Source organism: Pseudogulbenkiania sp. MAI-1, assembly GCF_000527175.1.
Classification (GTDB): Bacteria; Pseudomonadota; Gammaproteobacteria; order Burkholderiales; family Chromobacteriaceae; genus Pseudogulbenkiania.
Map to the genome: position 1 here is coordinate 2,214,116 of NZ_AZUR01000001.1, position 13,144 is coordinate 2,227,259.

General features: G+C 62.8%; 13 protein-coding genes. 2 read left to right on the forward strand and 11 right to left on the reverse strand.

The window, feature by feature from the left end; genetic code table 11:
- Window positions 1-7: 7 nt before the first annotated feature.
- Entirely contained in the window at window positions 8-988 is a 981-nt protein-coding gene (locus PSEMAI1_RS0110380; protein ID WP_024302810.1) for an SGNH/GDSL hydrolase family protein, read from the reverse strand.
- Window positions 989-1,441: 453 nt separating this feature from the next.
- Between PSEMAI1_RS0110380 and PSEMAI1_RS0110385 the strand changes: the two genes are divergently transcribed.
- Window positions 1,442-1,753, forward strand: coding sequence for a hypothetical protein (locus PSEMAI1_RS0110385; RefSeq protein WP_024302811.1), 312 nt, complete (start codon window positions 1,442-1,444; stop codon window positions 1,751-1,753).
- A 16-nt stretch (window positions 1,754-1,769) separates the two neighbouring features.
- On the opposite strand, the gene PSEMAI1_RS0110390 is transcribed toward PSEMAI1_RS0110385, so the two are convergent.
- The 10 genes from PSEMAI1_RS0110390 to ald all read right to left on the reverse strand — a co-directional run bounded on the left by PSEMAI1_RS0110390 (window position 1,770) and on the right by ald (window position 12,381).
- A complete protein-coding gene (locus PSEMAI1_RS0110390; RefSeq protein ID WP_198019600.1) occupies window positions 1,770-2,786 on the reverse strand; it encodes a hypothetical protein in 1,017 nt (338 codons plus the stop codon).
- A gap of 78 nt (window positions 2,787-2,864) precedes the next feature.
- Window positions 2,865-3,671, reverse strand: coding sequence for an RNA methyltransferase (locus PSEMAI1_RS0110395; protein ID WP_024302813.1), 807 nt, complete (start codon window positions 3,669-3,671; stop codon window positions 2,865-2,867).
- Between the two features lie 2 nt (window positions 3,672-3,673).
- Entirely contained in the window at window positions 3,674-5,002 is a 1,329-nt protein-coding gene (locus tag PSEMAI1_RS0110400) for an HDOD domain-containing protein (protein WP_024302814.1), read from the reverse strand.
- Window positions 4,989-5,744 (reverse strand): hypothetical protein, encoded by a 756-nt coding sequence (locus tag PSEMAI1_RS0110405; protein ID WP_024302815.1) that lies wholly within the window; start codon window positions 5,742-5,744, stop codon window positions 4,989-4,991. The genes PSEMAI1_RS0110400 and PSEMAI1_RS0110405 overlap by 14 nt, the downstream gene beginning before the upstream one ends.
- Window positions 5,741-6,643: a flagellar motor protein MotB gene (gene motB, locus PSEMAI1_RS0110410; RefSeq protein WP_024302816.1), complete on the reverse strand. Its 903-nt coding sequence runs from the start codon at window positions 6,641-6,643 to the stop codon at window positions 5,741-5,743. The genes PSEMAI1_RS0110405 and motB overlap by 4 nt, the downstream gene beginning before the upstream one ends.
- Before the next feature lie 18 nt (window positions 6,644-6,661).
- The gene (gene motA, locus PSEMAI1_RS0110415; protein ID WP_024302817.1) at window positions 6,662-7,522 is read right to left on the reverse strand and encodes a flagellar motor stator protein MotA; all 861 of its coding nucleotides are present in this window, start codon (window positions 7,520-7,522) and stop codon (window positions 6,662-6,664) included.
- A gap of 165 nt (window positions 7,523-7,687) precedes the next feature.
- Window positions 7,688-9,067, reverse strand: coding sequence for an aspartate aminotransferase family protein (locus PSEMAI1_RS0110420; RefSeq protein ID WP_024302818.1), 1,380 nt, complete (start codon window positions 9,065-9,067; stop codon window positions 7,688-7,690).
- A gap of 32 nt (window positions 9,068-9,099) precedes the next feature.
- Entirely contained in the window at window positions 9,100-10,434 is a 1,335-nt protein-coding gene (locus PSEMAI1_RS0110425) for a glutamine synthetase family protein (RefSeq protein WP_024302819.1), read from the reverse strand.
- A 51-nt stretch (window positions 10,435-10,485) separates the two neighbouring features.
- Window positions 10,486-11,241, reverse strand: a complete 756-nt coding sequence (locus PSEMAI1_RS0110430; RefSeq protein ID WP_024302820.1) for a gamma-glutamyl-gamma-aminobutyrate hydrolase family protein — start codon at window positions 11,239-11,241, stop codon at window positions 10,486-10,488.
- Between the two features lie 15 nt (window positions 11,242-11,256).
- A complete protein-coding gene (gene ald, locus PSEMAI1_RS0110435; RefSeq protein WP_024302821.1) occupies window positions 11,257-12,381 on the reverse strand; it encodes an alanine dehydrogenase in 1,125 nt (374 codons plus the stop codon).
- A 218-nt stretch (window positions 12,382-12,599) separates the two neighbouring features.
- On the opposite strand from ald, the gene PSEMAI1_RS0110440 reads away from it, so the two are divergent.
- Complete coding sequence (locus tag PSEMAI1_RS0110440; RefSeq protein WP_024302822.1) at window positions 12,600-13,142, forward strand: cupin domain-containing protein; 543 nt, start codon at window positions 12,600-12,602, stop codon at window positions 13,140-13,142.
- Window positions 13,143-13,144: the final 2 nt, after the last annotated feature.

The following is a 13,144-nucleotide window of genomic DNA, read 5'->3' on the forward strand; positions in this document are numbered from 1 at the left end:
CAGACTGTTATTCGGCCAGTGCCTGGGCGGCCTTTTTCGAGAAGATGGCATGCACCGTCTTGGTCGGATGGATGCCGTCCCAGAACAGGAATACGCTCGGTTTACTGCAGGTGAACGGTGGGAGGTTGGGAGTGACGCAAGGCGCCGTGACATTACTCAAACCGAACGCCGACGGGTTGCCCGTCAATTCATTGACCGTCTGAAACACGTTCAGGCGGACGAACTGACTGTCGGCAAATGCTGTTTGCAAGTTCGACAGCAGGTCGGCCAGCCCCATGTTGTAGCTCAGCGATAGTGCACTCATGGCCTGCCTGGCTCCCGGGGAAATCTGGTCCAGGCGCAGCGTTGCCGGCGTCAGTCCGAGATCGGGGACGTCGGCGACCAGAAACTTCCGTGCACCTTTCGCATGCAGCAACTCGATGTTGTTGCCAAGCGCGCTCAATGCCGCGGTAATCACGCCGCTGGCATCGCCGCCCGACACCAGAGTGACAAAGGCATCACGCACATCGTTCGAGCCCACTTCCACCACGTATAACGCCCCAGCCGGCGCCGCGTTGCCGAAATCGGCCAGGAAACGACTCACCTGTGCCGACAGGCTCAAGGCCCCGGTGTTCCGGGCCCTGGCACCCCCGACCGCATAATTGCTCGACTGGTTGTTGGAAGCCCGGAAAGCCGGTCGGGTGTTACCGGCCAGCGCGCGCGTTACAGCAAACTGCTCGACCCAAGTCGGCCCATCGCTGAAATGATGGCCACCGACGGCGTAGGGTGCCGAAGGGATGAGAAAAGGATCAGAGGGATCCAGCTTGTCATAGGGCGGCGTGTTCTGCTGCCCGGTCAGAGCGTACACATTGCCCGGGTCCGACAGGCTGGTGCCGAACACCACGATCCGATCGAACGTCACCTGTTGTGCCGCACCCCAGCCAGGCGTCAACAATGCCAGCGCCAACAGTCCCATGGCGACCCATTTTCTGGCAGATTCCTTGTTCATTTTTGCCTCCAAGGTCTCTCGTCCGAACGACCTGATCGATGTCATCAGCGCCTTGGCAAACTGCGGGTCGTCCCGGCGAACTAGTTAAGAGAGAACCCCCTTGACAATCATTATCGGCATGGCCGGCAGCTGCGGCCACGCAGGAAAACCGGGGCTGGCGCCCAATTTTCCCTATCATTGAATCGATTACGATAGCGCCTGCTTACCGCTTCCGGCCTCGCCTGGCTTCTTGTAAAGCCCTGTTCTGACAACCATACTGGGATTGATCTCTGGTGGAAACCGACCGGCTGTAGCGGCAATGAACGGGCCCAAACCCAGCGCTGCCTGGAACCATGGATGCGTCCTACACTATCCACCTCCTGCATCACCCACCCCGCAGGTTCTTGCGCACCCGGCTGATTGAAACCCCAGGCAAGGGGCTGTTTTCATTTTGATCAGGGAAGGGCAAATATCATGAAACGCATTTCACTATACGGGGCCTTGGCCGCCGCGGGCATAGTGGCCGGCAGCGCCGCCTTTGCAGCCGACCAGGTCAACGACATGTCGTTTACCGAACAAGGACAGACGGTTAATCAGGAGGTACAGACTTACCAGGCGACAGGCCAATTCGGCCGGGTCGGCAGCCATGCCCTGAGCAAGGAAGGCGTGCCGGGCCTGATGGGTGCCAGCGCCGATGAGGATCTGGATCGCTATGTGTACGAGTTGGGAATCGAGATGAGGATACGCAATGCGAAATACAGCCGTGACCCGACCGGGTTCCGGTAACTTCCTCTGGCTGTCATCACTTCTTCCATTCGGTGGCCGGACCATGCGGGCCTGCCTGGGCCCGCGGGACGGCTACCGCCACCGTTTCCGCCCGTGCCGCCTCCCCGGCAGCGACTTGAATTGGGGCGAGATCGATACCCTCGACGCCCAAGAGCGCCAGAATGTCGAGAATGAATTTCTTATGTTCCGCCGGCGCGTTGCCATACCAGTGTTGCAAATACTGTTTCAGGCTATCTCTCGCATCGGCTGGGTCAAGGTTCAGATAGTGCAGTGCCGCCCACTCTTCGGGGTTCTTTTCGAACAAGGGTAGTAGAAGGTTGGCGACAACCTCGTTCTTGTCGCGCAGATAGGGGTCATTTCTCAGCTTGTCCTCGTTCTCCCGCAGCCAGTCGGCAAGCGTGGTGCCCGAGGGAAGGTGGCGGTGCTCTTCGCGAGCGAACTGCTCGGCATAGTCGCTCAACGCAGGCGCATAACCTTTCCAGTTTGGATAGGGAGCTGAGTTTTCCCAGGTCACCGCCATGCTTTTCAAGGTGTAGAGCGAGGCCGTTTCGCACAGCGTTTCCTCGAACCACTGGTTGTATTTGGTGGTGTTTTCAACGCTGACGTTCGCTTCGTAGTTCGACATGATGTGGCACAGCTCATGGGCAAACTGGTAGACGAACTGCGACCAGCGCCGATCCTTGGCGCTGAGATGCACCAGATATTCCCCCTCCGGCCCCTTCCCGAACTCCGTCACCGGATTGCCTTCAACGTGCGTCACGACGATGGGAGCCGTCAACTTGGCGGGAAGACGGTCCAGCAACTCGTCTGCTGCCGAATAGAGTACGGTCTCGATTTCCTCCCTGTCCGCCCTGCCCCAGCCCTCGCCTTCAACCCGGATGGTGAGGCCCATCTTCTTGCTGGATAACGGCTTTCTCGCCTTGGCCTCGTCCGCGTGGGAAGCCGGCGCCAGCAACAAGGAGGAGAGAATCGAAGCGATAACGATAGACAAGCGCATGACTGACAGCCATTTCAACGAAAGGGGTATGTTCATTCACTGTCGTAGAGCCGTGCCGCTTCGTCAAGAAGGAACACCGGCGCCATGCCTCGCCGGGGAGAGGCTGGCGCGAAGTTAGCCGGCGTCCGTCAGTGGAAGGACGTCAAGCTGCCGCACCCGCTCGAACAGGCAAATGGTGGCGGCCATCGCCACGTTGAGAGATTCGGCATGCCCCGGCATCGGGATGCGCACCCGGCAGTCCGCCAGCCCCAGCAGCGCCTCCGAGACCCCGGCCCCCTCGTTGCCGAAGACGAACGCCACCTCGCCGCTCAGATCCTGCGCGTAGAGCGACTGGCTGCCCTCCAGATGCGTCACCAGCTTGCGGCCGGCAAAGCCGGACAGCACCTCGGCCAGATCCGCCGCTTCATGCAGGTTGAGCACGAAATGCGCTCCCATGCCGGCGCGCAGCACCTTGGGAGAAAACACGTCGGCACAGCCCTTCGACAGGTAGACCTCCATCACCCCCGAGGCCGCCGCCGAGCGCAGGATGGTGCCCATATTGCCGGGATCCTGGATGTCTTCCAGCAAGAGACAGCTGCCGCTGTGGCGCGGTGGGTGCGGACGCTGACAGACGGCGATCAGCTCCGGGGCGCTGGAGAGCGAGGTCAGCTTGCCCAGCAGGGTTTCCGGCACCACCAGCGGCGACAGCGTCTGCGGCAGGCGAGCAAGCAGCCGCAAGACCTCGGGGCGCGCCAGCGCCGCCTCGTTGACGAAACATTGGGCCGGCGCGACACCCTGCTCCAGCGCCGCCTCCAGCAGATGAATGCCTTCCAGTACGATGACGTCGTCCTTGCGGCGATCGCGCGCGGACTGAACCAGCCGTGCCAGATGTTTGAGGGTCTCGTTATGGGGCGAAGTGAGGGTACGGTAAGGGTGAGGCATGGTTAAGGGTGACGCGCAAGCCGCGTCACCAGATCCTTGAAGCGATGATAGGTATCCGGGTCGATCGCTCGGCCGCTGTTGCCGTTGTCGACGTAGAACACGCCACTCAGGGTATGGCCGGTATAGAGCGTCATCACGGCGAATTCGCCGTCGCCGATATGATCGAAGAACGGGTCTTGATACTTTGCCCCCAGTTGGGCGCGCACCTGCGCCGGAGCGTGGAAGCTCTGCGGCTTGCCGGTCAGCAGCGCGAAGAAGGAGCCGGGTTCCAGTTCCACGGCGAGCCGGCGCAGCGGCGAACTCTCGGCCAGGCCTATCTGGTAGCGCAGACGCAGAGCGTGTGCGGCCTGGTCGTAGCGCAGAAACAGGATGCGTTCGAAGCGCAGATCGTTGGCCAGATGGCGGATCGACTCGCGCATCAGCTGCTCCAGCTGCTCCACCTCGTTCAATGCCGCCGTCGCGGTCATGCTGGCGCGGGGAGGATGTTCCCCCGGCAGCATCAGCAACTCACGTATCGGATAGGTATAGGCCGGGGCGCGCGGCTTCTTCGCCACGCTCTCGGCGGCGCCAAGCACACAGCGATAGGCCTCCTCGTAGCTGATGCGCATTTGCCGGGCGGCGACCTCGATGCCGGTCGTCCACGGCGAGCGCCACCAGCCCGAGCCGATGCCGTTGGCCGTGGCCACAGCCAGTTTCAGCAGCTGCTTGCGCGGTGTGGTCGTACCGCCGCTCCCCAACAGTGTCAGCAAGCCCCGAGGCAAGCCGGCAGCCTGGATGAAGCGCTCCAGCAGCTTGGGATAGTCCAGCCCGAAATACCCCGACACCGCCTGCAGCAAGGGCTGGTCGGGAAGCTGATTGCGATACAGCAGGAAGAAGCAGGCCGGCAGGTTGTACAGCAAGGCCGCGACGAAGCAATCCTCGACCTTGTGTTCCCCGTGCAGCGACAGCCAATCCTTGACCAGGTAGGCCGCCACGCGGCTGCGGCCGAGCCAGTCGGCCACGACCTCGACCACCTCGTCGTCCAGCTTGCCCGCCTGCGGTCGCAAGGCGGTGACCTGGGCAAACCGGCGCGTGACCCGCTCCAGCCCCATCAGCATCACCGCCTGCTCCACCGTCGGCGCGGCATCGTTCTCGTGCAAGGCCGACATGGTGCCGATGGCTCGCAGCAGGTCGAACAGCAACAAGGGGTCCGACAGGCACAGATTGGACAATTCGGAGATATTGATCAGCTCGGCATGGCGGGCGCAGGCCGCCTGTACGTCGTCCAGGGTGGCCGGCAGAATGGGCCAGCGCCGGTCGGCGATGGACTGTAGCCAGTTAGCGAGTTCCATGTGGGTGGCGCCAGATCAAGAGTCGTTTTTGCAATGGGCCGTCCAGCGCGAGGGTGCGTTGGGGTTCCACGCCGGGCACGGCAAAGGTGTTGCTCAACAGCAGGCTTCCGGCACGCCCCTCCGCGATGAACTTCCGCCACAGCCGCGGCATCGGTTGCGGCGACAGAAAAGCATAGATCGCATCGTACTCGGCCAGCGGTTCGCGCCAGAAGCTGCGACAGGCAATACGCACATTAGCAGGGCGACCTGCCAGACACCAGCGCACCCAGGCCAGGCCCCAGGCTGCCCACGCGGTTTCCAGAGCGGAAATCCGGACGTCGGGACGGCGCGCAGCCAATCGCAACGCCAGCCGGGCGTCGCCGCAACCAGCCTCCAAGAGACGGGCCCGCTCCGGCAGGACTTCGGCCAGACGCTCGACCACCAGGCGTGACGAGCGGTAGAACGGCACCCGCTCAAGCCAGGCATTGCGGCCGATGGCGAAGGTCAGCAGCAGGGCCAGTAGATAGCCCCAGGCCGGCAAGGCCAGCTGGTAGCAATACACCATGGCCGGAACGAACAGGCCGTGCGCCAGCCAACTGCCGCGGCTCAGGCGAAACAAGCCGGCCAACGCCGCCGCCAGCAACCCCTGCAACACGGCCCAAGCCAGCGGCTGCAGCGCAGGGGCGATCAGGAACCAGGCGCCAAGAGCGGCCGCCAGTTGGACGAACCCATGCCGCATCGCGACCGGCAGGACCTGCCTCAATGGGCCTCCCCGCTGGCCGGGGCAACTTCGGCAGGTACCGTGGCCGGCTGGGGAGCGCCTTCCGACTCGGCCTTCAGGCCATCGCCGAGGATCGAGGCTTCCGCCTCCTTGTTAAGCACCACGATGGCGATGCGTCGGTTCTCCGGACTGAACACATTGCTGCGCAGCAGCGGGTTGGCGGCGGCGAGACCGACTACGCGCAGTATCTTGTCCTGCATCAGCCCGCCGGCCAGCAATTCGCGGCGCGCGGCGTTGGCACGGTCGGCCGACAGTTCCCAGTTGCTATAGCCATGCTGGGCGCCGGCGAAGGGTTTGGCGTCGGTATGACCGGAGATGCTGAGCCGGTTGGCAACGCCGTTGAGCTCCTTGCCCAGTTCCTGCAGGATCGCCCGGGTGTGCGGCAGCAGGTTGGCGCTGCCAGAGTCGAACATTGGGCGGTTCTGCTCGTCGATGATCTGAATGCGCAGCCCTTCCGGGGTCATTTCCAGTTGCAACTGGTTCTTGTACACCTTGAGCACGGCGCTCTGCTGGATATTGCTTTCGATCTTCTTTTGTAGCTTCGCCAGCCGGGCTTTTTCCTGCTGGATTTCTTCCTCTCTCGCCCTCTTGACCTGCCCGGCCTGGCGCGTCAGATCGGTGCCGCCGCCCTTGATCATCGAGGTGGCGTCGCCGGCACCCTGCCCGCCCGCCAGTGCGACCTTGAGCGGCGTACGGAAATATTCGGCAATGCCTTGCAGCGTCCCCTGCGAGACCGAGCCCAGCAGCCACATCAGCAGAAAGAAAGCCATCATCGCCGTCACGAAATCGGCGTAGGCGATCTTCCAGGCGCCACCATGGTGGCCATGTCCGCCTTTCTTGATGCGTTTGACGATGATGGGGCGTTGCGATTCGTCGGCCATATGCGGTTACTCCTAGGCTTACTTGTTCTTGGCCTGCTTGACGTGGTCTTCGAGTTCCTTGAACGACGGACGGTCATGCGAGGCCAGCACCTTACGACCGAATTCGACCGCCACTTGCGGCGCATAGCCGTTCAGGCTGGCCAGCAGCGTGACCTTGATGGTCTGGAAAACGCGTGTTCCATCGGCCAGTTTGTGCTCAAGCACAGTGGCCAGTGGGCCGACAAAGCCATACGCCATCAAGATACCGAGAAAGGTTCCGACCAGTGCCGCGGCAATCAGCTTGCCCAACTCGGATGGCGGGATGCCGACCGACTCCATGGTATGCACCACCCCCATCACGGCTGCCACGATACCGAACGCCGGTAGACCGTCCGCCAGGCTTTTGACCGCATTGACGGGCACTTCACCTTCGTGGTGGTGAGTCTCGATCTCGACGTCCATCAGGTTCTCGATTTCGAAGGCGTTGAGGTTGCCGCCGACCATCAGTCGCAAATAATCACAGATGAATTCGACCACATGGTGATCGTGCAGGATGGTCGGATATTTGGAAAACACCGGGCTGGCTTCGGGATTCTCGACGTCGGCCTCCACTGACATCAGGCCTTCCTTGCGCACCTTGGCCAGGATTTCATAGAGCAGTGCGAACAGCTCCATATAGAAGGCCTTGGTATAGCTCGACCCCTTGAAAATGGTGGGGAGAGCCTTGGCCGTTGCCTTGAGAGGAGAGCCGCCATTGGCCACCACGAAGGCACCCACTGCGGCCCCCAGAATGATGACCAGTTCCACCGGCTGCCACAGCGAGCCCAAATGCCCCCCGGCCATGGCAAAGCCGCCGAGGCAGGCAGCAATAATCAGGACGTAACCGATTGGAACGAACATGCGTAATCCTTGTGATTATCGTAAGGTGACGAGCAGAAGCCGCCCTGCCCTTGGCCATGCCGGGCTTTGTCATCATGAATAGAAAAAGCGGGCTGATTGTATCAAACCCGCTTCACTGACGGCAAAGACACTTGATAGCGGCATGGACCCATGCCGACATTCTCTTCAGACCAGCCCGCGCTCGCGCAAGACCTGTTCGCACTCCGTCACGCATTGCACCGCCGTCTCGATCAACTGGTCGATCTCGGCCTTGCTGATGACGAGCGGCGGCGCCGCCACCATGTGGTCGCCGCAGGCGCGCATGATCAGGTTGTGGCGGAAGAAGATGTCGCGGCAGATCGTGCCGACGGTACCCCAATCCGGAAACAGCTCGTGCGTGGCCTTGTCCTTCACTAAAGTAAAGGCCTGGATCAGGCCGACGCCGCGCACGTCGTCCACGTGGGCGAAGCCGCCGAAGGCCGCACGCCAGCGCTGCTGCATGTAAGGGCCGGTGTCGTGCTTGACGCGGTCAATGATGCCCTCGTCGCGCAAGGCCTTGACGTTGGCGTGCGCCACGGCGGCGGCGACCGGGTGCCCCGAATAGGTGAAGCCGTGATTGAAGTCGCCGCCCTCGATCAGCCCTTGCGCCACCTTGTCGCCGACGAACACCGCGCCGATCGGGAGATAGCCGGACGACAACCCCTTGGCGGCGGTGAACAGATCCGGCCTGAAGCCGAACAACTGGTGGCCGAACCATTCGCCGGTGCGGCCGAAGCCGCAGATCACCTCGTCCGCCACCAGCAACACGTCGTACTGGCGGCAAATGCGCTCGACTTCTGGCCAATAGGTCGATGGCGGGATGATCACGCCGCCGGCACCCTGAATCGGCTCGCCGACGAAGGCCGCCACCTTGTCCGGCCCCACCTCCAGGATTTTCTCCTCCACCCAGCGCGCCGCCACCACGCCGAACTCCTCCGGCGTCATGCCCTGGCCGTAGCGGTACCACCACGGCTGCTCGACATGCGTGATGCCGGGGATCGGCAGATCGCCCTGCTCGTGCATGTAGCTCATGCCCCCCAGGCTGGCGCCGCCGATGGTGGAGCCGTGATAGCCGTTCCAGCGCCCGATCAGCGTCTTCTTCTCGGGCTTGCCCTTGACATCCCAGTAGCGCCGCACCATGCGGATCATGGTATCGACTGACTCCGAACCGGAATTGGTGTAGAAGATGCGGCTGAAGCCTTGCGGCGCCACTTCGGACAGCAGCCGCGACAGTTCGACCACCGCCGGATGGGTGGTCTTGAAGAAGGTGTTGTAGTAGGCCAGCTCGTCCATCTGGCGCTTGGCCACCTCGGACAGATCCTTGCGGCCGTAGCCGATGTTGACGCACCACAGGCCAGCCATGCCGTCGAGTATCTTGTTGCCTTCCGAGTCCCACAGGAACACGCCGTCGGCCTTGGTGATGACACGCGCCCCCTGTTGGTTCAGCGACTCGGTGTCGGTGAACGGATGCAGGTGGTGCGCGGCGTCCAGGGCGCGCCATTGGGCTGTCGTACGTTCGTTCTGCATGGGGCTTCCTCCCGATGAGTTGGCCTTTGCGCTTACACGTGCAGCAACAGGAACTTGCGCTCCCACGGGCTGATCACGCGGAAGTACTCGGCGTACTCCTTCTCCTTCATCGCCAGGTACATCTTCACGAAGCGATGCCCCAGCACTTCGGCGATTTCGTGACAGCTGCGCAGCGCCTCCAGCGACTCTTCCGAACTGTGCGGAAACTGGTACGGCAGCTCGTAGGCGTCGGTCTGGCGCGGCTCGGTCGGCTGGATCTTGTTGACCACGCCGAGATAGCCGCAGGCCAGCGTGGCGGCCATGGCGATGTAGGGGTTGGCGTCGACGCCCGGCACGCGGTTTTCCACGCGCCGCGCCTTGGGCGAGGAATGCGGCACGCGCAGGCCGACGGTGCGGTTGTCGTAACCCCACTCGACGTTGGTCGGCGCCGCGGTATAGCGCGACAGGCGGCGGAACGAGTTCACGTACGGCGCGAACAGCGGCATCACCTGCGGCACGTACTTCTGCAGCCCGCCGATGAAGTGGAAGAAGGTCTCCGACGGCGTGCCGTCTTCCTTGGAGAACACGTTCTGCCCGCTCTTCTTGTCCGTCAGGCTCTGGTGGATGTGCATGGCGCTGCCCGGCTCGTTCTCCATCGGCTTGGCCATGAAGGTGGCGTACATATTGTGGCGGAACGCTGCCTCGCGCACGGTGCGCTTGAACAGGAACACCTGGTCGGCCAGTTCCAGCGGATTGCCGTGCAGGAAGTTGATTTCCATCTGCGCGGTGCCGACCTCGTGGATCAGCGTGTCCACCTCGAGCTCCTGCGCATGGCAATAGTCGTAAATGTCCTCGAACAGCGGGTCGAACTCGTTGACGGCGTCGATGGCGTAGGAGCGGCGGCCGAATTCGGCACGGCCGGTGCGGCCGACCGGCGGCGCCAGCGGGATATCAGGGTCCGGGTTCGGCGACAGCAGATAGAACTCCATCTCCGGCGCCACCACCGGCTCCAGCCCCAATTCGTCGTACAGGTCGAGCACGTGCTTGAGCACGTTGCGCGGCGCCACGTCCACCGGCGTGCCGTCGGAACGGTAGGCATCGTAGATCAGTTGCGCAGTCGGATCGACCGCCCACGGCACGAAACGCAGCGTGTTCTCGTCCGGCTTCAGCACCATGTCCGGATCGGTCAGGTCCAGCATGCTGTCGTCCGGGTAATCGCCGGTCACGGTCTGGATCAGCACCGCCTCGGGCAGGCGCATTTCGGGCTCGACGACAAACTTGTCTTTTGGCACGATCTTGCCGCGCGCGACCCCGGTAAAGTCGGGGACAATGCATTCCATCTCGGTGATGCGATGCTCGCGCAACCACTCAAAAATCTGGTTTTCCATTTTACTACCCCTGCCTCTCTGATCCTTGGCCATCTATGGCTCGATAACGGGTCAGCCTTGGCGCTGCGCCCGGCGCTCCCGGCAGGCTGCGCCGAAAGCGTTGAAAATCGCGGTCGAGATCGCGTTGTCCCGATACTTCCATTCGGGGTGCCACTGCACCGCGTAGGCGAAGCTGCCGGCATCGCGTACCCGATAAGCCTCGATCAGGCCGTCGTCGGCCAGTGCCTCGGCCTCGAGCCGCCCGGCCAAACGCTTGATGCCTTGCTGGTGCAGCGAGTTCACCTCTCCCGAATCGCAACCCAGCCACTGCCGCAGCAGGCTGCCTTCGCAGAAATGAATGAGGTGGGCCGGGCCGTACATCTCGTCTAGATCATCTGTCTCTGGCTCGCGATGATCGGCAAAGCCCGGCTCCTCCTGCACGTGCTGGAACAGCTCGCCACCCAGGGCTACGTTGATTTCCTGGAAACCACGGCAGATGCCCAGAAGCGGGATGCCCTCCTGCAGCAAGAGCTCGATCAGCGGCAGCGTGGTGGCATCGCGCTGCGGATCGTGCAGCGAACCGGCGCGGCTCGGCGGCCCGCCGTAATGATGGGGCTCGATATTGGACAGCGAGCCCGTCAGCAGGATGCCGTCGACCGCGTCCAGGATTTCCCGGACGTGGCTGCGGCTGCCCAGCGCCGGAATCAGCAGCGGCACGCCGCCGGCACCGCCGGCCGCCGCCTCGACGTATTTCTCGCCCACGGCGTGGAACGGCAGCAAGCCGATCCGTTTGACATCACAGGGGATGCCGATGATCGGTTGCCGCATGACTCACCTCATCTTTCAGGACGTCGCCTTGATCGCTTCGAACGGATCCACGTACTCATAACCCAGCCCGGCCGCCACGGCGCGGTGCGTCACCTTGCCACGGCACACGTTGAGGCCGTTGCGCAGGTGCGGGTTGTCCAGCAGGGCCTGCACCCAGCCCTTGTTGGCCAACTCCAGCATGAACGGCAGCGTGGCGTTGGTCAGCGCCTGGGTGGAAGTCCGGGCCACCCCTCCCGGCATGTTGGCCACGCAGTAATGGACGATGCCGTCCACCTCGTAGGTCGGGTTCTGGTGCGTGGTCGGCCGGCTGGTCTCGAAACAGCCCCCCTGGTCGATGGCGACATCCACCAGCACCGCGCCCGCCTTCATGATCTTCAGCATGCGTCGCGTCACCAGCTTGGGCGCCGCCGCCCCCGGAATCAGCACCGCGCCGACCACCAGGTCGGCTTCCTTGATCATCTCCTCGATGGTGGCGGTATCGGACATCAAGGTCTTGATCTTGCCACCAAACACCATGTCGATCTCTTTCAGACGGTTCAGCGACTTGTCGAGCAGCGTCACATCCGCCCCCAGCCCCATCGCCATGCGTGCCGCATTGAGGCCCACCACGCCGCCGCCCAGCACCACCACCTTGGCCGGCGCCACGCCCGGCACCCCGCCCAGCAGCATGCCACGCCCGCCCTGCGCCTTTTCCAACGCATGGGCCCCCGCCTGGATGGCCATGCGCCCGGCCACCTCGGACATCGGTGCCAGCAAGGGCAAGCCGCCGCGCTCGTCGGTCACCGTCTCGTAGGCGATGGCCACCGCGTCGGACTCGATCAGCAGCTTGGCCTGCTCCGGGTCCGGCGCCAGGTGCAGGTAGGTGAACAGCACCTGGCCGGAACGCAGCAGGCGGCATTCGACCGGCTGCGGCTCCTTGACCTTGACGATCATGTCGGCCGCTTCGAACACGCTTTCGGCGTTGGACGCGATCGAGGCGCCGGATTGGATGTACTGCTCGTCGGTGTAGCCCACCCCCAGACCCGCACGGGACTGCACCAGCACCTTGTGTCCGTTCGCGACCAGCTCGCGCACGCCAGAGGGCGTCAGGCCAACACGATACTCATGATTTTTGATCTCTTTCGGAACGCCGATTAACATAGTCAACCTCCTTGTTGTCTGGGTGTGGCTTTCAGGCGTCAAAGGCGTTTAAGAAAATCCACATTCGGCTTGCCATACACATCTGATTCTGACTATAAACTCTGACTCCCGCAAAGAAAATCGGTTTTGCGGCGCAACAGCCGCCGTCAATGTGGTCAAAATTCTTATCACAAATCGTCTAAAATTATTAACGTATTTATTGGGATGCGACAGGAACGATGGATATAGGTGCCCGATTGAGAATGGTCCGAGCCCGTTTCGGGCTCTCACAACGCGAGCTGGCCAAGCGCGCCGGCGTGACCAACGGAACGATCTCCCTCATCGAACAGAACCGTGTCAGCCCCTCCGTCAGCTCGCTGAAGAAGGTGCTGGAAGGCCTGCCGATGAGCTTGTCCGACTTCTTCACCTTCGATGCCGAACCCGAGCACAAGGTGTTCTACAACGCCGACGAGTTGCCCAACCTCGGCAATGATAAAGTCCAGCTGTTTCTGGTCGGCGCCTCGCACGAGCGCCGCGACCTGCAGATCCTGCGCGAATTCTACGAACCGGGCGCCGACACCGGTCCGGACATGCTGACGCACGAGGGCCAGGAGGGCGGCGTGGTGATTCGGGGAGCGATCGAGCTGACGGTGAACGGCGTGAGCCGCATCCTCAACCCGGGCGATGCCTACTACTTCGACAGCCAACAGCCCCACCGCTTCCGCAACGTCAGTTCTGAGCCGTGCGAGATCGTCAGCGCCAGCTCGCCCTCCACCTTCTAACC